This is a genomic window from Dolichospermum heterosporum TAC447, from assembly GCF_024584745.1.
In the GTDB taxonomy this organism is placed as follows: Bacteria; Cyanobacteriota; Cyanobacteriia; order Cyanobacteriales; family Nostocaceae; genus Dolichospermum; species Dolichospermum heterosporum.
The window spans coordinates 1717386-1739097 of sequence record NZ_CP099464.1; the positions used below are offsets into that span (position 1 = coordinate 1717386).

Annotated in this window: 18 protein-coding genes and 1 tRNA gene; 13 read left to right on the top strand and 6 right to left on the bottom strand. The window is 39.2% G+C overall.

Features of this window, described 5'->3' with window-relative positions; genetic code table 11:
• The first annotated feature begins 3 nt into the window (after positions 1 to 3).
• The gene (locus NG743_RS07785) at positions 4 to 1071 is read left to right on the top strand and encodes a glycosyltransferase family 4 protein (protein WP_257121811.1); all 1068 of its coding nucleotides are present in this window, start codon (positions 4 to 6) and stop codon (positions 1069 to 1071) included.
• Positions 1072 to 1331: 260 nt separating this feature from the next.
• Here the strand turns inward: NG743_RS07785 and NG743_RS07790 are convergent.
• The 3 genes from NG743_RS07790 to NG743_RS07800 all read right to left on the bottom strand — a co-directional run bounded on the left by NG743_RS07790 (position 1332) and on the right by NG743_RS07800 (position 4245).
• Positions 1332 to 1403, bottom strand: a tRNA-Lys gene (locus tag NG743_RS07790).
• 764 nt (positions 1404 to 2167) lie between these two features.
• Positions 2168 to 3556, bottom strand: coding sequence for a GAF domain-containing sensor histidine kinase (locus NG743_RS07795; protein ID WP_257121812.1), 1389 nt, complete (start codon positions 3554 to 3556; stop codon positions 2168 to 2170).
• A gap of 506 nt (positions 3557 to 4062) precedes the next feature.
• A complete protein-coding gene (locus NG743_RS07800; RefSeq protein WP_027404137.1) occupies positions 4063 to 4245 on the bottom strand; it encodes a hypothetical protein in 183 nt (60 codons plus the stop codon).
• A gap of 413 nt (positions 4246 to 4658) precedes the next feature.
• Between NG743_RS07800 and NG743_RS07805 the strand changes: the two genes are divergently transcribed.
• The 10 genes from NG743_RS07805 to NG743_RS07850 all read left to right on the top strand — a co-directional run bounded on the left by NG743_RS07805 (position 4659) and on the right by NG743_RS07850 (position 15308).
• Positions 4659 to 6068: an aspartate ammonia-lyase gene (locus NG743_RS07805; protein ID WP_257121813.1), complete on the top strand. Its 1410-nt coding sequence runs from the start codon at positions 4659 to 4661 to the stop codon at positions 6066 to 6068.
• 71 nt (positions 6069 to 6139) lie between these two features.
• The gene (locus tag NG743_RS07810) at positions 6140 to 6577 is read left to right on the top strand and encodes a DUF29 domain-containing protein (protein ID WP_027404135.1); all 438 of its coding nucleotides are present in this window, start codon (positions 6140 to 6142) and stop codon (positions 6575 to 6577) included.
• 282 nt (positions 6578 to 6859) lie between these two features.
• Complete coding sequence (locus NG743_RS07815) at positions 6860 to 8245, top strand: nicotinate phosphoribosyltransferase (RefSeq protein WP_027404134.1); 1386 nt, start codon at positions 6860 to 6862, stop codon at positions 8243 to 8245.
• Between the two features lie 82 nt (positions 8246 to 8327).
• Complete coding sequence (locus NG743_RS07820) at positions 8328 to 8918, top strand: nicotinate-nucleotide adenylyltransferase (protein ID WP_027404133.1); 591 nt, start codon at positions 8328 to 8330, stop codon at positions 8916 to 8918.
• Positions 8888 to 9634: an NUDIX hydrolase gene (locus NG743_RS07825; RefSeq protein ID WP_257121814.1), complete on the top strand. Its 747-nt coding sequence runs from the start codon at positions 8888 to 8890 to the stop codon at positions 9632 to 9634. Before NG743_RS07820 ends, NG743_RS07825 begins: the two co-directional genes overlap by 31 nt.
• Positions 9635 to 9681: 47 nt before the next feature.
• Positions 9682 to 11370 carry an NAD+ synthase gene (locus NG743_RS07830; protein ID WP_257121815.1) on the top strand — a complete coding sequence of 563 codons (1689 nt, stop codon included), beginning with the start codon at positions 9682 to 9684 and terminating at the stop codon, positions 11368 to 11370.
• A gap of 723 nt (positions 11371 to 12093) precedes the next feature.
• The gene (locus NG743_RS07835; protein WP_027404130.1) at positions 12094 to 12867 is read left to right on the top strand and encodes a photosystem reaction center subunit H; all 774 of its coding nucleotides are present in this window, start codon (positions 12094 to 12096) and stop codon (positions 12865 to 12867) included.
• A 138-nt stretch (positions 12868 to 13005) separates the two neighbouring features.
• Positions 13006 to 13944: a ribose-phosphate diphosphokinase gene (locus tag NG743_RS07840; RefSeq protein ID WP_257121816.1), complete on the top strand. Its 939-nt coding sequence runs from the start codon at positions 13006 to 13008 to the stop codon at positions 13942 to 13944.
• Between the two features lie 17 nt (positions 13945 to 13961).
• The gene (locus NG743_RS07845; RefSeq protein WP_193962728.1) at positions 13962 to 14624 is read left to right on the top strand and encodes a phosphoribosyltransferase; all 663 of its coding nucleotides are present in this window, start codon (positions 13962 to 13964) and stop codon (positions 14622 to 14624) included.
• Between the two features lie 15 nt (positions 14625 to 14639).
• Positions 14640 to 15308 carry a dienelactone hydrolase family protein gene (locus tag NG743_RS07850; RefSeq protein WP_257121817.1) on the top strand — a complete coding sequence of 223 codons (669 nt, stop codon included), beginning with the start codon at positions 14640 to 14642 and terminating at the stop codon, positions 15306 to 15308.
• Positions 15309 to 15774: 466 nt separating this feature from the next.
• Here NG743_RS07850 and NG743_RS07855 read toward each other — a convergent pair whose 3' ends face one another.
• From NG743_RS07855 to NG743_RS07865, 3 genes are all read right to left on the bottom strand, one after another.
• Positions 15775 to 17049 (bottom strand): ABC transporter ATP-binding protein, encoded by a 1275-nt coding sequence (locus NG743_RS07855; protein WP_027404126.1) that lies wholly within the window; start codon positions 17047 to 17049, stop codon positions 15775 to 15777.
• Positions 17050 to 17151: 102 nt separating this feature from the next.
• Positions 17152 to 18303: a glycosyltransferase family 4 protein gene (locus NG743_RS07860; protein WP_027404125.1), complete on the bottom strand. Its 1152-nt coding sequence runs from the start codon at positions 18301 to 18303 to the stop codon at positions 17152 to 17154.
• A 311-nt stretch (positions 18304 to 18614) separates the two neighbouring features.
• Positions 18615 to 19769, bottom strand: coding sequence for a glycosyltransferase family 4 protein (locus NG743_RS07865; RefSeq protein ID WP_236630636.1), 1155 nt, complete (start codon positions 19767 to 19769; stop codon positions 18615 to 18617).
• A gap of 233 nt (positions 19770 to 20002) precedes the next feature.
• On the opposite strand from NG743_RS07865, the gene NG743_RS07870 reads away from it, so the two are divergent.
• A complete protein-coding gene (locus tag NG743_RS07870; RefSeq protein WP_257121818.1) occupies positions 20003 to 20179 on the top strand; it encodes a transposase in 177 nt (58 codons plus the stop codon).
• A gap of 268 nt (positions 20180 to 20447) precedes the next feature.
• The gene (locus tag NG743_RS07875) at positions 20448 to 21551 is read left to right on the top strand and encodes an alkene reductase (RefSeq protein ID WP_257121819.1); all 1104 of its coding nucleotides are present in this window, start codon (positions 20448 to 20450) and stop codon (positions 21549 to 21551) included.
• Positions 21552 to 21712 lie beyond the last annotated feature (161 nt).

Below are 21712 nucleotides of genomic sequence, written 5' to 3' on the forward strand. Positions count from 1 at the left end.
GAAATGCAATTACTCACTAATCTTTCATTCTTACTTACCAAACCTACAGGTACAACAACCTACGCTCTTAATCTTTTAACTCATTTACAAAAACTTGAGCCAATACTTTTAACTTCCCAATCTTTCCCTAACTATAACTGCTATCAAACTCCTACTAACCTAACCTCAGAACAAGGTTTAAAAGGACATTTACGCCGTTTATTGTGGACACAATTTCAACTTCCAAAAATCTATCAAAACCTCAAATCCCAACTTTTATTTTCCCCTATTCCCGAAGCACCTTTATATACTAATTGTCAGTTTGTTGTTACAGCATTTGATATGATACCACTGCGGTTTCCTAAACGCTTTTCACCATTGACGACATACCATAAATACTATACTCCTGAAGTTTTTAAACAAGCAGAACATATTATTTGTATATCAGAATCAACAGCCAATGATATCACCCAATTTTACCAAATTCCTAGTAATAAAATTACACCAATTCTCTTGGCGGGAGATAACTCACATTTCCAATTCCTGAACCTTCCTACCCGCAATTACTTCCTATATATTGGTCGTCAAGACCCTTACAAAAACCTCCAAAGACTAATTACCGCTTTTTCCGCATTACCTCACAAAAATGATTATGAACTATGGTTAGCGGGACCCTATGATCAACGGTACTCTCAATTATTAGAAACACAAACTCAAGAATTAGGAATAAGTCATCTTGTTAAATTCCTTAACTATGTTTCCTATGACGAATTACCAATAATTATTAATCAAGCATTAGCACTAGTTTTCCCCACTCTGTGGGAAGGATTTGGTTTACCGGTTTTAGAAGCTATGGCTTGTGGTACACCAGTTATTACTTCTAATATTTCCTCACTTCCAGAAGTTGCGGGAGATGCTGCTATTTTAATTAATCCCTATGATACGAGGGAGATTACAGCAGCAATGCAAGCAATTATTAATGATTCAGAACTGAGAAAACAACTTTCAGAAAAAGGTCTAAAAAGAGCAAGTCAATTTAGTTGGGAAAAAACTGGAAAAGCTACAGTTGAAGTTTTGAAACAATATCTTTGATCGTAGCAGAGTAGAAGATCCCCGACTTCTTAAAGAAGTCAAGGATCTGCTTGTTCTTCAAATGTCCTTTATTTGATCATGCTTATTTCCTTAACGTCTTATTTAATGATTAATTGGCTAAATCAAAGTAATATTCCTAAAATTCTATAATCTTTATAATAATCTTGATAATAAAAAAAGCAAATAAAAATTATATAGAATTATTTGAACTTGAAACTGTATCAATAAAAAACATTAGTAACCAAAACGCCGAAAGCTAATGGGTGAGGAGGGAATCGAACCCGCAACCAATTGATTAAGAGTCAACTGCTCTACCGTTGAGCTACTCACCCGCTAATTAGATCATCATATCAGACTTTTGACTTTTGTGCTAGTGTTGCATGGTTTAAAAATCGTTAATTTTCTTGGGGGTTGATTAATAAGTAGTGAGACAGAATTAATTACACAAGGCTATTACGTAAGCAAAGCGTGGCGTTAGCCATATGGAACGAAGTGAAATCAAGCAATAGCGTTCGTGGAGCGTCCCGGAGGGAACTAGCGCTGCTGCAAGCAGTTCGCCAGGGTTGTGATTGCTTCCCTTCGCTCGCAATGACTGTAAATATTTTTGTCCAATTACTTAGGCGATCGCCATTACCATTAGACATCTCCAGAAATTGAAGATCCTTGATCTGAAACCCTTGTAGAGACGTTCCATGGGTAGGGATTCTCGGCTCTCCAATCTTTTTTGGAGATGTCTATTATACTCACAACGGCTAGAAGCTGGACTTTTTTATCATACAAATAACAAGTTCAAAGCCTCTCCAGTATTAAATATTATTCCTTTTCCCTCTCCTAAGAGGAGAGGGTTAGGGAGAGGTTTACCAGAGGGGTTTCATAAACAATAGACATCTCCGAAAATTAAATGTGCGTCGTTTGAAACCCTTGTAGAGACGTTCCATGGAACGTCTCTACAATCTTTACCGGAGAAGTCTAATAAACAGATGAAAATGATGAAAACCTTTCCCAATCATCTGTCATATTGCTGGAAGTCTGTATGTCACTTTATTAATTGTTGAATCACGAAATTTATCAACAGATTGCTGAAGACACTAAACAACTACAACAGTAGAAATTGCATGATAAAAGTGATGCGATTGTTCATGCTCATAATTTGAATAAATCCACCTAAACGCTGTACTATTGTTTTCACTAATGCTAATTCTAAGCCGGTGTTCTGTGCTTGCCAGGGGGAATGTTTGGGAATGCGGTAAAATGGCTGAAAAACTTGTGACAGTTGATGGTGAGGCATCTCTACACCAGAAATAGTGATTTTTAATTCTACCGTGTTTGCATTCACATCGGCGGTAACTGTAATTGATTCACCTGCGGGAGCGCATTGACAAGCTTGATTGAGTAGCAGGGTAATAATTTTTTCTAACTTGGTGATATCTGTGGATAAAGGAGAAATTTCTGCGGGGATATCTAGGTGTAATTGTTGTTGCTGACAATTGGTAACATCTCGAAAAGATTCCACAATGGAAAATAACCAAGTTGAAAAATCAATAGTAATTAAATTAGGAGGTTCAGGATCGATTTTCAGATATGTTAATGTAAGAAGATCGGTAAGCAATTTATCTTCTCGTCCACATTCATAATGGAGAATTTGTAATAGTTGGCATACTATTTCTATATCTACAATCCCGGCTGGTGTCATGAGACTTTCTAGGGTTTGCACAGCAAGATTAATATTAGTAATCGGTGTGCGTAATTCTTGGGCAAGATGTCTGATAAATTCGTTATGATGATGTTCTCGGATTGCAATTTCTTGAACTTGGACTTTAGTTTTGGTGTAGAGTTGAGATTGACAGATGGCGATCGCACATTGATTAGCTATTTGCTGTAAAAAAGATATTTCTAATTCTCCAAATTTTGCCTCTGTATGCCGAATTAGCCAAATATTGCCCAAAACACCTTGATAATCAAAAATCGGACAAGCCAATTGACTCATCATCTGTAAGCCAGAATCATGTCCGGGAACAATTTCTATAGATTGCCAGATTTGTTTTTGCAATAGAGATTGATAAATTCGGGGGAAATCAGCAACTTTTGTGGTTAAACCTTGAAAGTGGGGTAAACTCGTACTATATTCGTAGGTAACTGTAGCAGCAGTCAAACAAGGATTATAAAGTTCAATTTGACAGCGATTAAGTTGTAATAAATCAACTAATTCTTGAGTAATAATTGTTAATATTTTGCGATCATCCAGACTATCGCGGATATGTTCAGTAATATATTGTAGCAATCCTTGGAATTTCTGAATTTGCTGTATCTTTTGAATATTTTCCTGTCTTTCTAACTCTAATTGGATTTGTAAATATTCTACCTGCTGTTGTAATTGGGCAACGGATGTATCTCCACCCAATTGCATAGATACTTCTGAACAAAATATGGGTGGAGATGGTAATTGTGTCCATTTGGGGATGGATTTAACTCGATTTAGATTCATGCAATAGTTTAGGAAAGAAATAATGGATAATTGATCATCGGGGAAGAGGTAAGTGGAAATAATACTTACTCATGACTGATTTTTCCATCTGCCTATTACCTATTCCTTAACGAAGAAATAACATGAGTATGAGCGAGCATACCAAATATTGTGTATTGCTGATAACAACCCTTGTGACGGTTTGTAAACAGGTACGTTAAGTTACAGCTAATCCCATAACGCTATTTTACTGCATTGTTAAAAATTAATACTAATCTTGATAAATCTGCAATTATTTACAAAATCATAATGTTTTACCCCTCCCTAACCCTCCCCTTCACAAGGGGAGGGAACCAGATTTTTCTTGTTACCCCCCTTTCCCCTTGCAAAGGGGGGTAACAATGTGATAAAAATTACGGAATACCACTTTTAAAGTATCCTCTAAGGGTTTTGTTATAATCAATCCTCAATCACCATAAAAGAGACGCAAGAGCCGGATTTTGTTGGGTTTCGCGGCTCAACCCAACCTACAATAAATATTGTTTTACATAAAGGGAACGGTAGAGCCAAGGAATTTTACCTTGAGTTTTGATTGCTTGGGCATTAGCAATGACAGTATTTCGTTCTCCGGCAATTTCTTTAAGTAGTGAGACAGAATTAAGCTGTTGTGCATTTAGTTTGTATAATTCTAGCGGGCAAGATGCCCGCACTACAAAGTTCAAGTAAATTATGGTTATCAAATTTAGCTGCGTAACAGTTTAATTACACAATGTCATTGCGTTAGCGCAGCGTGGCGTTAGCCATAGGGAACGAAGTGAAATGAAGCAATTCCAAGGGTTGTGATTGCTTCCCTTCGCTCGCAATGACTGTAAATATTTTTGTCCAATTACTTATTAGGAAAATAAGCCATGTTAGCGGGTATCTATATTACTATTTTATGAATATTTTTGGTTTTGTATTTCCAGCAACAATAACATCTGTACTTGCTGGATTTTGCAGTGCCTTGGCGTTTTTAATCACGGGTGTGTGTATTATGATAAGTGGGAAATATAGCAATCCTCAATTGAGTTAAAAATAAGTTTTTTGCCTGTTCCCTGTTCTTCCGTTGCCATTCTCCATTTATATGACTAACAATTCAGATTTTCGGATTGAAAAAGACTCGATGGGCGATCGCCAAATTGCCAATAACGTATATTATGGGATTCAAACCCAAAGGGCGATCGAAAATTTCCCCATTAGCGGTATTAAACCTTTATCCACTTATATAGATGCTGGTTTATATATTAAAAAAGCCGCCGCTATTGTCAACGGAGAATTGGATTGTATTCCCGCAGATATCAGCAAAGCCATTATTCAAGCCACTGATGAAATCTTAGCAGGTAAATTACGAGATCAATTTGTCGTTGATGTTTATCAAGCTGGTGCGGGAACTTCTCACCACATGAATATTAATGAAGTTTTAGCAAATCGCGCTTTAGAAATTCTGGGTGATCAAAAAGGTAATTACAAATTCGTTAGCCCCAACGATCATGTAAACTACGGACAGTCTACCAATGATGTCATCCCCACAGCCATTCGCATTGGTGGCTTATTGGCACTTTCTCGCACTTTACAACCAGCTTTAGAACAGGCAATTTCGGCTTTAGAAGCCAAAGCTACAGAATTCCAAGATATCGTCAAATCGGGGAGAACTCACCTCCAAGACGCTGTACCCGTGCGATTAGGGGATAATTTTCGGGCTTGGGCGCAAATTCTCTCAGAACACCAAAACCGGCTTTACATTGCTTCTGGGGATTTAATGGTGTTAGGTTTAGGTGGTAGTGCGGCGGGAACAGGTATGAATACTCACCCGGAATATCGGCAAAGAGTTGTGGATATCCTGTCGCAATTATTGGAATTTCCCCTAGAACCAGCACCCCATTTAATGGCTGCTATGCAAAGTATGGGGGCTTTTGTGAATGTTTCTGGGGCGTTGCGGAATTTAGCCCAGGATTTGGTGAAAATATCCCACGATTTGCGGTTAATGGATTCTGGTCCCAAAACCGGATTTAAGGAAATTCAACTTCCACCTGTGCAACCCGGTTCTTCAATTATGCCCGGAAAATATAATCCTGTGATGGCAGAGATGACATCAATGGTATGTTTTCAGGTAATGGGATATGATAATGCGATCGCTTTTGCCGCCCAAGCTGGACAATTAGAATTAAACGTAATGATGCCCCTCATTGCCTATAATTTAATTCACAGCATTGAGATTTTAGGTAACACAATTTCGGCTTTAACCACAAGCTGTATTCAAGGAATTACTGCTAACAAAGAACGTTGTTTAGCCTACGCTGAAGGCAGTTTAGCATTAGTCACCGCATTGAACACCCACATTGGTTATTTGAATGCTGCTGCTGTAGCTAAGGAATCCCTAGAAACAGGTAAATCTTTACGGCAAATAGTTCTCGAAAAAGGTTTAATGACAGAATCAGAATTAGCAACTGTGTTAGATTTAGACCAAATGAGTGCAATAGTACCTTTAACGTAAACACAAGATCCCCGACTTCTTTAAGAAGTCGGGGATCTGATAAAATAAGATTACTCTAATAGGTCAGAGTTATGAAAACCATCACCGATTTAAAACAACTCTACGAACTTGATGATTCTCAATGGCTAGAAGAAACAATCAAATTACTGAAAAATCACAAATTTCAAGAATTAGACTTAGAGAATTTAATTGGGGAGTTAGAAGATTTGGGAAAAAGAGATAAAAATGCCGTAGCCAGCCTTCTAGAACAGATTATCCGTCATTTATTATTACTTCAATATTGGACAAGTGAATCTGAAAATAATACAGTTCACTGGCAAGGAGAAATTTATACTTTTAGAACTCAATTAAATCGCAGAATTACGACTAATCTTCGCAATTATTTAGAATCAGAATTGGATTCTATTTACAAAGATGCGTTAGGATTTGTAAAAATCAAAACTCAAAATTCCGTAAATTTTCCATCAGGATGTCCTTACTCACTCAACCAACTTCTTGATATTGACTAAGTAGGTTGGCGTTGAAAATTGTCGTTATGGCAAGGCAAAAGGCAAGAGGCAAGAGTGAAGAGGGTTTGGGCGATTTTACGTTTCTTTACACAGTTTGGTTTTATTGTGTTCACCTACTTATCTGTACTATTAAGAAATATAAATTAATTGTAAAAAATAGCCTAACTCCCTTGTGAACATAGGCTTTTAGGGAATTTTTTATTATTTATTAGCCAAGGCTTGACATTATTTATGGTAAATACTACCATAAATGAAGAGACATTCTTGCTAGAGGCATCTCAGATGACAACTTTCCTAGATATAGACTATGAAAGGAAAAATTCCGAATTAAATCTCAGTTGTGAGGATTACAGCTTACTAACAGACCTTTATCAGCTAACAATGACAGCTTGTTATGTTGGTGAAGGTATAGAACAGAAGCAAGCGAGTTTTGAATTGTTTGTCAGAAGCTTACCTGATGGTTTTGGCTATTTAATAGCTATGGGTTTAGCCCAAGCTTTGGAATATTTGACTAAATTCCGGTTTAATGACAGTCAAATTGCTGATTTGCAGTCAACGGGAATTTTTACCCACGCAAATGAGCGTTTTTGGCAGCTTTTGCGGGAAGGTTGCTTCACTGGAGATGTGTGGGCAGTTGCGGAAGGAACAGCGATATTTGCCAATGAACCTATACTGCGAATAGAAGCACCCTTATGGCAAGCGCAAATAGTAGAGACATATCTTTTAAATACTCTGAATTATCAAACTCTAATTGCCACCAAAGCCGCAAGATTAAGGGATATAGCGGGAGAAAAAGCCACACTTCTAGAATTTGGTACACGCAGGGCTTTTAGTCCTCAAGCCTCTTTATGGGCAGCACGGGCGGCTTTGGCAGGTGGTTTAGATGGTACTTCCAATGTGTTAGCGGCGCTACAGCTAGGACAAAAACCAAGTGGGACAATGGCACACGCTTTAGTAATGGCTTTATCAGCTTTAGAAGGGAGTGAAGAACAGGCTTTTACGGCATTTCATCAATATTTTCCCGGTGCGTCATTACTAATTGATACCTATGATACCGTTGCTGCGGCGGAGAAATTAGCAGAAAAAGTCAATTCTGGAAAATTAGAATTATCTGGAGTCAGGTTAGATTCTGGGGATTTAGTTAGTTTATCAAAACAAGTGCGATCGCTCTTACCGAATATATCAATATTCGCCAGTGGTGATTTAGATGAATGGGAAATTAGCCGACTCAAGCAAGAAGGGGCAGAAATTGATAGTTATGGATTAGGCACAAAATTAGTTACAGGTCAACCTGTGAATGGAGTTTATAAACTTGTAGATATTGATGGAATTCCCGTCATGAAAGAATCAAGTGGTAAATTCACTTATCCAGGTAAAAAACAAATTTTTCGATCCTTCTTAGATGGTAAAATCCAGAAAGATAGATTAGGCTTAACAGAAGAAAAATCTGACCATGAAAAATCTTTATTACAGTTAGTAATCAAAGCAGGTAAACAATTACAAACACCAGAAACTTTAACAATCATTCGTCAACGAACTGCGGCATCAGTTGCTAGTTTACCAGCAGAAACAAGAAGATTAGAAAATCCCACTTCCGTGAAAATTGAAATCTCAGAACCATTACAGAAATTGACAAATAAAACGAAAAGAAGAGATAAATTAATATAATTTCTCTTACCTCTGCGCCCTCTGCGTCTCTGTGGTTCGTTTAAATTACTCTAAAAATTGCAAAAAAGCAGAATCAAAAATCATGAAAATTGCTTTATTTGGTACAAGTGCTGACCCGCCAACTGCTGGACATTTAATAATTCTCAAATGGTTATCTGAACGTTATGATTGGGTGGCTGTATGGGCGGCGGATAATCCTCTAAAATCCCAACAAACGCCTTTACCGCACAGGGCAGCAATGTTAGAACTGTTAATTAAAGATATCAATGTTGCTAACCAAAATATTGCCTTAGAACAAGATTTGAGTAGTTGGAAAACTCTAGAAACTGTAGGTAAAGCAAAATTAAAATGGGGAGAAGATATTGAATATACCTTAGTAATTGGGGCTGATTTAGTCAATCAATTGCCGCGCTGGTATCATATTGAAGATCTATTACAACAAGTGCAATTACTGGTAATTCCCAGACCAGGATATATAATAGATGATTCTAGTTTAGAAAAAGTTAAACAAATCGGAGGAAAAATTAAAATTGCAAATTTAATTGGTTTAGATGTTTCCTCTACCGCTTTTCGTGAACAAGGAGATATTAATACTCTCACACCTCCCGTCATTGCCTATATTCATCAACAGCATTTGTACGAATGCCAATACGTAACCAAAAAAAGATTCTAACCTCCATAAATCAACAACCTTTAGCTGACTTTAAAGTTGGTGTTGATAATGTGATTTTTTCTGTAGATACTGCTCAAAATCGGTTGTTAGTTCTCTTAGTCATGCGACAGCAAGAACCATTTTTAAATGATTGGAGTCTTCCTGGTACGTTAGTTCGTCAAGGAGAATCTTTAGAAGATGCTGCTTATCGGATTATGGCTGAGAAAATAAAGGTAAATAATCTCTATTTAGAACAACTTTATACTTTTGGTGGTCCAAACCGTGACCCCAGAGAAAAAATTGATAGCTATGGAGTCCGTTATTTATCAGTTAGTTACTTTGCTTTAGTCAGATTTGAAGAAGCAGAATTAATTGCCGATAAAGTAGCGGGTATTGCTTGGTATCCCGTCAAACAATTACCACAATTAGCATTTGACCATAATGAGATTATTACCTATGGACATAGAAGATTAAAAAACAAATTAGAATATAGTCCTATAGCTTTTGAAGTGTTACCAGAAACTTTTACTTTAAACGATTTGTATCAACTATACACTACAGTTTTAGGAGAATGTTTTGCCGATTATTCTAATTTTCGAGCGCGGTTACTCAAATTGGGCTTTTTATCGGATACTGGCATTAAAGTATCACGAGGTGCGGGTCGTCCTGCAAGTTTGTATAGGTTTGATAAAGATGCTTTTGCACCATTTAAAGATAAACCTTTGGTGTTTATTTAAGGAATAATAGTTGAACGCAGATGAACGCAAATAGACGCAGATAAATTATGAAAATCGCTATCGCTCAAATTAATCCTATTATTGGTGATTTACTAGGAAATACTCAAAAAATCCTGGAAATGTCACAACAAGCAGCATCAGAAAATGTTCGTTTATTATTAACACCTGAATTATCTATTTGTGGGTATCCACCGAGAGATTTGTTATTAAATCCTAGTTTTGTGGAATCAATAGATAAAACATTGCAAAAATTAGCTGAAGATTTACCCGCAAATTTAGCTGTATTGGTGGGAACTGTGGTTAAAAATTCCCCAGCACATATTACTGGGGGTAAAAATTTATTTAATAGTATGGCTTTATTAGAAAATGGCAAAATCCAGCAATTTTTTCATAAAAGGCTATTACCAACTTACGATGTTTTTGATGAAAAACGCTATTTTGAACCAGGACTACAAGCCAATTCTTTTAAATTAGATAATCTTCATATTGGTGTGACAATTTGCGAAGATTTATGGAATGATGAAGAATTTTGGGGTAAGCGGAGTTACGCAGTTAATCCCATTGCTGATTTAGCAAATTTAGGAGTTGATTTAATTGTGAATTTATCTGCTTCACCCTACACTGTTGGTAAACAACATCTGCGAGAAGCGATGTTAAAACATAGTGCAGTTAATTTTCAACAACCAATTATTTATACAAACCAAGTTGGCGGAAATGATGATTTGATTTTTGATGGACGGAGTTTTGCTTTAAATAAACAAGGTGAAATTGTTTGTCGTGCTAAAGGTTTTGTATCTGATTTTTTGACCGTTGAATTTAATGCCGATAAACGGGATTTACAATTAAGTCATATTTCCCCCATTGATGAATCTGAAGATGAGGAAATTTGGAATGCTTTAGTTTTAGGAGTTAAAGATTATGTGGGTAAATGTCGCTTTTCTAAAGTATTGTTAGGTTTAAGTGGGGGAGTTGATTCTGCTTTAGTTGCGGTCATTGCGACTGCGGCATTAGGAAAAGAAAATGTGATTGGTGTGTTAATGCCTTCTCCCTATAGTTCTGAACATTCTATTAGTGATGCTTTAGCATTAGCAGAAAATTTAGATATTCAAACTCAGATTTTACCCATTGGGGAATTAATGGAAAGTTTTGATAAATCTCTTGGTGAGTTATTTGCCGGCACAGAATTTGGGATTGCGGAAGAAAATCTCCAATCTCGCATTCGTGGTAATTTATTAATGGCAATTTCTAATAAGTTTGGTTATTTGCTTTTATCTACTGGTAATAAATCGGAAGTTGCTGTTGGTTATTGCACTCTTTATGGTGATATGAATGGCGGTTTATCGGTTATTGCTGATGTTCCTAAAACCAGCGTTTATTCCCTCTGCAAATGGTTAAATTCCCATCAACAAAAAGAAGTTATTCCCGAAAATATTCTCACCAAAGCACCCAGCGCGGAACTTAAACCGGGTCAAGTTGACCAAGATTCCCTACCACCTTATGAAATTTTAGATGATATTCTCGACCGTTTGATTCATCAACATCAATCAGCAGCAGAAATTATTACCGCAGGTCATGAACCAGCAATTGTGGATAGGGTATTACAATTATTATCCCGTGCGGAGTTTAAACGCCGACAAGCTGCACCAGGATTAAAAATCACCGACCGCGCTTTTGGGACTGGTTGGAGAATGCCTATTGCTAGTAGTTGGTCTGCATTGAGGAATATATGTATCTAAAATTGCTGATTTAGATCCCATATTCCGCACTTCATTTTGTAATATGCGAATATTTCACATCTTTTTCTTGACTGAGCTTTAGAGGATGTTTTAAAAGTGGTATTCCGTAATTTTCATCACATTGCTACCCCCCTTTACAAGGGGAAAGGGGGGAAACAATAAAAATCCCTAACCCTCCCCTTGTAAAGGGGAGGGTTAGGGAGGGGTAGAAAATATTGGGTAGAAAATATTTGATACATCAACCATAACTTTTCAAACACCCTCTTAAACTCAGTAACTTTTGTTTCTTATCTGTCCCCTGTTCCCTTTTTTTGTAATTAGGGAATGTTAAGTAATTGGACAAAAATATTTACAGTCATTGCGAGCGAAGAGAAGCAATCACAACCGTTGCGAACTGCTTGCAGCAGCGCTAGTTCCCTTCGGGACGCTCCGCGAACGCTATTGCTTCATTTCACTTCGTTTCATATAGCTAACGCCACGCAACACTTACGCAATGACATTGTGTAATTAATTCTGTCTCACTACTTATTGCTTAATAACTAAGTTCGTTCTCCTGGGATTAATTCCTTCTACATTTTTTCTACAAATTGATGGAACAATTTCTCTCATTTTCTTGCTACCCTCAAAGTAGAGTTCAAGTTCCAAACAACAAGGTGGCAAAAGATTAGCCGCTGTGTTGTATTAATCAAACTCCTCAGAAATAGAGAGTATGGGAGGGGAAATATGCTCAATGTTGTGCGTCGTAGTCAAATTATCGGTTCAATAGCCATAGATAGCTCGACATCTGCTCGTTTTGCTGAGTTAGAAGAAGTCTGGCTGGATGATTCCGGGCGTATTGCCTATTTTTCGGGTGAGGAAGCTTATTTGCCAGTACAGGGAATTGCTGGAATAGGTATGGGTGCGGTGTCAATTTATTATCATCCAGTGCCAGACATTCCAGACAATCTTCACCGCTTGGATCAAATTACGGTTGAATCTGCGCTGGGTGAAACTCAAGGTTGGGTGGAAGATTTTTTATTTGATTGGCAAACTGGAGAAATCGCCGCTTATATTGTGGCTGGAGAAATTGCAGTTCCTTTTGATGGACGCGCAGTTCTGTATCCCGAAGATATCCAGGAAATTAGCACCAATAAACTAATTATCCGCGAAGGTGTTCAAGACCAACTTCAAGGAGAATCAGAAGGATTGCAGGGTTTCCTTAGTGAGAAATCTCAACAAGTACAACATCTTGTACATATTATAGGCGTTGGCGTAGCCTGCCGAAGGCATCGCTTACATCATCTCATTACCCCCAACGATAAACCCGAAGTTGTCCGCGTCAAAATTAAAGAAGTTAGCGACGAAGTGGCAGCTTCTACTGAGCATCCACATCACGCCTTAGAAGAGGCTACGGAGTTTTTACAAGAACAATGGCATAGTTTGCAAGAGAGTATTTCCCGTGCCAGCAAGCGCACAAAATCGGCTCTAGATGCAGCTTGGCAGCAAATCACCAAATAAGTAGGTTGGCGTTGAAAATTGTCGTTATGGCAAGGCAAAAGGCAAGAGGCAATAGGCAAGAGTGAAGAGGGTTTGGGCGATTTTACGTTTCTTTACACAGTTTGGTTTTATTGTGTTCACCTACTTAACGTCGTGATTATGGACAATTTCATCCTTTTTGCAGGCACAGCTAACCCTGATTTAGCTGCCGCAGTTGCTCAAAAACTCAATATCCCCTTAGGTAAATCTGTAGTCGAACGCTTTCCAGATGGTGAGGTAAATGTACAACTCCTGGAGTCGGTACGCCAAAAGGCTGTTTTTATCCTTCAGTCCACAGCCCCACCTGTCAATGACCATCTAGTAGAACTTTTAGCTTTTACAGATGCTTGTCGGCGGGCTGCTGCCGCTCAAATTACGGCAATTATCCCTTACTTTGGCTATGCCCGTGCAGATAAACGCCAAGGACGACGAGAGCCAATTACTTCCAGTATGGTAGCTGAAGTATTACAAGCTGTCGGGGTTAATCATGTTGTCACACTGGATTTACACACCCCACAAATTGAAGGTTTCTTTCGGATTCCTGTAGATAGTCTGACGGCTGTACCCATTTTTTGTGAAGCTATCCGCCATCATTTGCCCCCTAACTTTGTAGTTGTATCGCCAGACACGGGGCGCGTCCAAATGGCAACCCAGTATGCTCAATGGCTGAATAGTGAGGTAGTGGTGCTACACAAACACCGCAAAAGTGGCACGGAAACAGCAGTGACTCGTGTTGTCGGGGATGTAAAAGATTGTTCCTGTTTAATAATTGATGACATGATTTCCACAGGCGGCACCCTTGCTAGGAGTATTGAAGCACTACTCACAGCCCAAGCCCGTCCAGAAATAATTATTGCTGCTACTCACGGGCTATTTGTTCAGGATGCACGGGCGAAATTAAGTCACCCCAGCATCGAGGCTGTTTTTGTCACAGACACCGTAACACCAAAAGAAACCGACTGGCAGCAATTAAAAATTGTCTCAGTTGCGCCTTTAATTGCTAATGCTATTCAACGATTTACGATCAAATCTCCGGACTCCATTAGTGATTTATTTTAATAAAGAGGTATAAAAATATGCTACAAAGATTCCGAAATCGGGCGCAAGCCGGTAAACTCTTAGCTGCCCAGTTAACAGAGTATGCCAATCGTCCAGATGTTTTAGTATTGGGGCTTCCTCGTGGCGGTGTGCCTGTGGCTTATGAGGTGGCAAAGGAACTTGATGCCCCATTAGATGTCTGCTTGGTGCGGAAACTCGGTGTACCTGGACACAAAGAACTTGCGATGGGTGCGATCGCCACCGGAGGGGTGCGTGTAATTAATGAGAATGTCGTTGATTGGTTGCGGATTTCCCCAGAAACTATTAATCAAGTAGCAGCTATCGAAATGCGGGAATTAGACCGCCGTAGCCATACCTATCGGGGTAATCGTCCCCTACCAAAAGTCAAAAATCATACCATTATTCTAGTTGATGATGGCATTGCTACGGGTGCTACTATCCGAGCAGCGATCGCTACATTGAAAAAGCAACAGCCCGGTAAACTGGTGGTTGCAGTTCCAGTTGCAGCAGCATCTACCTGTGAAGAACTGCAAGCAGAAGTAGATCAGGTTGTGTGCGTAATGATGCCAGAAGATTTGTGTGCCATCGGTATTTGGTACGAAGATTTTCAGCAAACAACCGACACAGAGGTATGTGAACTGTTAACAAGGCAAAAATTACTAGTAGCTAATAATTCGTAAATGGAGGTTGAGGTGATGGATAGAACATTAACACAGCATCCCCAAGAACATCTGGTGTCAGTGACAGCAGGTAAGGTTAACTTAGAGGGGAATTCGATGATTCCAAATGGTGCTATGGGTGTAGTATTGTTTGCTCATGGCAGTGGTAGCAGCCGGCACAGCCCTCGTAATCGCTATGTTGCCGGAGTCTTACAACAGGCGGGACTAGCAACTTTATTAATTGATTTGCTCACTGCTGAAGAAGAAGAAATTGATTTGCGAACCAGACATTTACGCTTTGATATTGGGTTGTTAGCATCACGGTTGGTTGGGGCTACAAATTGGTTACAACAGAACCCAGATACTTGTAACCTCAAAGTAGGTTACTTTGGTGCTAGTACAGGAGCAGGTGCAGCCCTGGTTGCTGCCGCAGAATGTCCAGAGGCAGTACAAGCTATTGTTTCCCGTGGTGGACGACCTGATTTAGCGGGTTCAGCATTATCTCATGTCAAAGCACCAACGCTGCTCATTGTTGGCGGTTACGATACGCCCGTAATAGCAATGAATGAGGATGCACTGGCACAGTTGCACTCAGTAAAACGGCTGGAGATTATTCCTAGAGCCACCCATTTATTTGAAGAACCAGGTAAATTAGCAGCAGTAGCACAACTGGCGAGTGAATGGTTTACGCACTACCTCAGGTAAAAGATTAAATCCTCTATTAACGTAAGTTGCTATACTATACTCAACACGGCTTAATTATTTGATTTAAGCGGGTAGGGGTAAAGCAAGAGCTTCATTGGTGTCAACTTAAAGTAAAACCCATAGCCCGCCTGGGAATGAATTCCCAGTCTAAGGGACTTCCAAATAAAAAAATACTCAACCACCTAACGCAAAAATCTCTCAAACCCTTATTCCTCTGTGTCCTCTGCGCCTCTGTGGTTCGTTAATCAGGATAATTTATTTCTTGGAAGTCCCTAATAGCATTAACGTAAAACCCATAGCCCGCCTGGGAATGAATTCCCAGTCTAAGTAGGTGAGCGTTGAAAATTGTCGTTATGGCAAGGCAAAAGGCAAGAGGCAAGAGTGAAGAGGGTTTGGGCGATTTTACATTTCTTTACACAGTTTGGTTTTATTGTGTTCACCTACTTAATGCGATCGCTGTTTCTCCCTATTTTGGAAATATTGCTAATTCGGTTTTGGGGTCAAAAAAATGCAGTTTCTCAGGAGTTAAAGATAGCCAAAGTTGCTCACCTATGGTGATGAATCTATCAGGTGGAATTCTTGCTTGTAAAGTTTGTCCGTCTAGATTTTGTAAATCAGGATCAGCAATTTTTACAGATAGAAAAGTGTCATTTCCTAAGTTTTCTACTGAGTCTACTTTGACTGGCAAATTTTTAGTAGCAGGTACACCCAAACTCAGGTGTTCTGGACGAATACCCAACATTAAAGTTTGTCCGTCATAAGATTGCAGTGCATTTCCCCAAACAGATGAAAGCGTGAAGCGGAAATTAGCATGAGTAATTAATAAAGGTGCATGAAATTCCACCGGGATAAAATTCATGGGTGGAGAACCAATAAATTCAGCCACAAAACGATTCGCGGGACGGTTATACAGTTCTAAGGGTGCTGCAACTTGCTGTATTTTACCTTCTGACATAATCGCAATGCGATCGCCCATAGTCATAGCTTCAGTTTGATCATGGGTGACATAAATCGTCGTTGTTCCCAACTGATGTTGCAATTTGACAATTTGGCTGCGGGTTTCAGCCCGTAACTTAGCATCCAAATTAGATAATGGTTCATCCATTAAGAATACCTGGGGATTACGAGCGATCGCCCTTCCTAATGCTACCCGTTGTCTTTGTCCCCCAGAAAGTTGTTTCGGTAAACGATTTAACAAAGTTTCAATTTGTAACAAACCTGCAACTTTTTGCACCTGTTGATCAACAATTCTTTCTTTTGGAGAAATATAGCGCAATCCCACAGGTAACTTTTTTGTCAATCCTACCAGTAGATTTTCCCCCCATTGAGTCAGTCTTTTCTTCCCAGCTTCCTCATCGGGAAACTGACGACGTAAGCCAAAAGCGATGTTGTCATATACAGTCATGTGGGGATAGAGTGCATAACTTTGAAACACCATAGCGATGTCTCTGGCTTTGGGGGGTAAGTCATTAATCAAGCGAAGCCCTGGAGGCGCACTAGCGCTATCGCCTATCCAAATATTACCACCAGTCATCACCTCCAAGCCAGCGATTAACCTCAGCAGCGTACTTTTACCGCAGCCAGAGGGTCCCACCAGCACCATAAACTCACCATCAGCAATGGTTAAATTAATCCGTCGCAAGACACTTACACCATCTGTACCGTCTTGTTGCGCTTTTGCCCCTTCCCCACCGCGACTGGGAAAACTTTTATAAACGTTTTCTAATACAACTTGTGCCACGAGAATTCACTTTAAAATTTATTAATTTATAGAAGCGGAAAATTTCCACCCATACACTACCATATTATACATTGTTTCCCAAAACCAAGATCCCCGACTTCTTCAAGAAGTTGGGGATATGATTGATTTTAGCAATTCTTGAATTTGTTGATTAATAATCCTGACATCAAAACGTTCACTAGCACTAATTCTGGCATTATTGGCAATATTCGCAGTTTTTACAGATTCTTGCCGACAATTATGAATCACCTGGGCTAATTTTTGAGGTTCTCCAGGTGTGACTAAAAAGCCATTAATTCCATCTTCCACTAATTCCATAGCACCACCAGCTTCAGCCGCAATCACAGGTTTACCGCACAGCATAGCCTCAACAATAACCCTACCAAAAGGTTCAGCCGCAATAGAAGTATGGGTAATTAAATCACACATTGTCATTAATTGGGGAATATCCGCGCGAAAACCTAAAAAATTGACTCGATTTTCCAATCCCAATCCAGCAACCTTTTGGTGTAAATCCTTGACATATTCCTGTTCACCAAATAAAGCATCACCAACTAAAATTACTACCACATCTTGTGGACATTGGGAAAGAGCATCAATTAAAATATGCTGTCCCTTCCAAGGAGAAAGACGGCTAAAATGTCCAATTACAAACTTGCCTTCCAACCTGAGATTTTCCCTTAAATTTCTAACTTCTAATTCATCAACTTCATAATTTTTCGCCGCAAAGCCATTATAAACAACCCGAACTAGATCTGATTTTCCTCCAGCTTCTAAAAATGCCATCTTACTAGCTTGAGAATTAGCAATCACCAAAGCAGCACAACGATTAATTAAATTAACGGCAACTCGCAAATTAGTTTTACTAAAATGTTCTAAAGAAAGAATATCATGTAAATGATAAACCAAAGGACGACGAGCCAAGAAACTAGCTACTGCCCCCACGACTAAAGCCTTTTGAGTATTAGCATAAATTAAATCATATTTCCTTGCCCGTTGCACAACCTGATTAATTAAAGGAACTATTTGCCCTAAACTACCTAATGCTTGAAATAAACCACTTTGTTTACCAACTTTAATGGCTTGAGTTGTCAAAACCTCCACAGGGACTTGATTTTCTGCAAGTAGCTTTCTAAAATCACCATCTGCAAATAAACCAACCAGAGCATTTTCACCATAAGGTTTAGCAATATCAACTAAACACAACTCAGCACCACCGGGTTTACCACTTTGGTCTAAAAATAGAACTTTCATACAATTTTTATCATCAATTTAAGAGGGTGTTTGAAAAGTTATGGTTGATGTATCAAATATTTTTTACCCCTCCCTAACCCTCCCCTTGTAAAGGGGAGGGAACTGGATTTTTATTGTTTCCCCCCTTTACAAGGGGAAAGAGGGGTAGCAATGTGATGAAAATTACGGAATACCACTTTTAAAATATCCTCTAAGTAGGTGAACACAATAAAACCAAACTATGTAAAGAAACGTAAAATCGCCCAAACCCTCTTCACTCTTGCTTCTTGCCTTTTGCCTTGCCATAACGACAATTTTCAACGCCAACCTACTTAAGCTAAAATAACTTGCCGCACCTGTTGGGCAATATTTGTCCAATCATAATTTTTAATCGTGTAATGACGACATTCTTCCCTAGCAGGTAAAGGCAGTTTTCCTAGCAAAACTTGTGCTAATTTATCAGCAATACTTTCCACAGTAATCGCCTCAGTAATTAAATCTGGGGAAAATTTCTCTAAGATTTCTGGCATTCCCCCCACAGGAGTACATAAAACAGGAGTACCACAGGCTAAAGACTCCACAATAGCTAATCCAAAACCTTCAAAAGATTGACTCGGCATCACAGTTAAATCCGCTGCTTGATAAGCCACAGGTAAATCATTTTCTGGTAAAAAACCTAAAAATTGCACATTGTTTTCTAAACCCAATTCTCTAGCTTGTTGTTGTAGTAAAGCTTGAATATGTCCCCGACCAGCGATCGCTAACCAAACGTCAGGAATGCCAGATTTAATCATAGCTACAGCTTGCAATAACTTATCAATTCCCATGCGATGAACTAAGCGCCGGGAAGTAAATAATATGGGACGATTCCTTGGCCACCCCAGTTTGATTCTAGCCTCTTGACGTGAGAGATTATTCTGAAAATGATTAATATCAACTCCACCGGGAATGATATGAATTTTATCCCAGGGAATTTGGTATTTTTGATGGAGAATCTGACCAAAAGCTTTACTAAGAACAATAAAGCGATCGCACCGATTATAAGTGCTTTGTTCTATTATTTTTTCCTTTAACCAAACACTAAATTTCTGATTAACTACTTCTTCCTGACTTTCCGAAGCCCAAGGTCCATGAAAATTAAAAGTAACCGGTACTCCTTTAGGCAAAATATCTAAAATCGGAAAACTATATAATGCAAAATGCAGATTAATTGCATCAGGTTTACCTAATCTTGTTTTCTGGAAATTATTACGAATTGACCATAACCTAGCACCAATCTTACTATCTGGACAAGCTAAATTAGTTAACTTAATTTGTGTATTTTTAGCATCTATAGGTAAACCCACACCACATAATTCTACTTGGTCTTGAGATGCTGCTAATTGATGAGTTAGTTCATAAATATACCGTTCCAATCCGCCAGGATTATTAGGAAACCAACCCGTACCTAAAGTTAGAATAGATGCCGATGCTGAACTTAACTTCATATCTTTACTCTTCACGTAATTATCTTCCTTGTGATAGATAAATTTAAATTAGTGATTTTGATTTACGCTTTTATTTATGTTACCGATGCCAAAATAATTTATTTTCCGCATGATCCTTTAATACGACGCTGAGAATCAAAACCAGTTTAAATATAAAAATTATTCCATTTCCACAAATAAAATACATCAAAAAAATATATTTACATAACAAATTATGGAAAAAGTGGGAAGACATGGGTTTGTACATTTTCTTTTTACCAAAATACTGCTCCGAAATGAATCCAATTGAATTGAAGTGGCAGCACCTTAAAAAAGATGAGCTATCCGGGCAAATATTTGATGATGAGTTAGACCTTGCTTACGCTGTCATTGATGGTGTTACAGCTAGAGGAAAAAAAAGGAAACTATAGTACACATCGTGTAAAATTTAACCCTTTTTTATCACTTTTTCAAAATGAAAAGACGTAACCCTTATCAAAAAAGAGTTTTAATCTCGATTTCAACGTCATCTACTTCAACCTCTGCACAACCTTATTCATACAATTTCTTGGGCTTTACGTCCACCAAAAACTGTTTTTTTAATATCTTCAATCTCACAATCTCCAACTTGCCAGTAATCGTCCCGTCATTTTTGATATAGACTATCCTGAATACTTAAAAACGATTCCAGTTAGATTTATGGATAACACGCTGCAATTATTAACCCCTATACAACTCGGTACTTACACCTTACCGAATCGTCTGGTGATGGCTCCTTTAACTCGCTGTCGTGCTGCGGCTGGCAACGTTCCCTACGAACTCCATGCCACCTACTATGCACAACGAGCAACCGCTGGACTGATTATTTCCGAAGCAACCCAAGTCTGTCCCCAAGGACAAGGTTATCCCGCTACCCCCGGCATCCATTCCGCTGAACAGATTGCTGGCTGGAAAAAAGTTACCCAAGCGGTTCACGACAAAGGTGGTCACATTTTTCTGCAACTCTGGCACGTTGGACGCATTTCCCATCCTGATTTCCAGCCAAATGGTGAATTACCCGTTGCCCCTAGCGCGATCGCCCCAACAGGAGAAGTCGGAACTTACGAAGGCATGAAACCCTACGTCGCGCCCCGCGCCCTTGAACTCGCAGAAATCCCCAGCGTGATTGACCAATATCGTCAAGGTGCGAAAAATGCCCTTGAAGCAGGCTTTGACGGCGTTGAAGTACATGGCGCAAATGGTTATCTGATTGATCAATTTTTGCAAGACTGCACCAACCACCGCACCGATGCCTATGGCGGCTCAGTAGGAAATAGATCACGCTTTTTGATGGAAGTTCTGGAAGCCGTGATTGAAGTCTGGGGTGGCAATCGCGTTGGTTTACGATTATCTCCTTCCGGCAGTTTTAACGACATGGGCGACTCAGACCCCAGGACTCTCTTCAGCTATGTCGTGCAGGAACTCAACAAATTTAACTTAGCCTACCTACACCTCATCGAACCCCGTCTCAATGCAAGCCAAGATACCCTAGAACATCTCAGTAGCGACCTCACCGCTGGTTTTTTCCGTCCCCTGTTTAACAGCAAAATTATTGCCGCTGGCGGATTAAACCGTGAAATTGGCGAACAAATCATTTCCAAGGGCGAAGCTGATCTAATTGCCTATGGTCGCATCTATATTTCTAATCCTGACCTTGTGAAACGTTTTGCCCTGAATGCGTCGTTAAATCCCTACGATCGCAGTACCTTTTACGGCGGCACAGAACAGGGCTACACTGACTATCCCTTTTTAGCAGAAGCGTAAATTTATGATCTCGGAGTGCCGATTTTAAAAGTTGCTCTAGCTTCGTGATTGGCACTCCCAAAACCTGCCTAGAAATATTTTTGTGATTCGTGGCGATCGCCTCTGGCACTTGCAGCAGCGCTTACGCTATCGCTCTAATTTTTATGATAAAAATCTAAAAT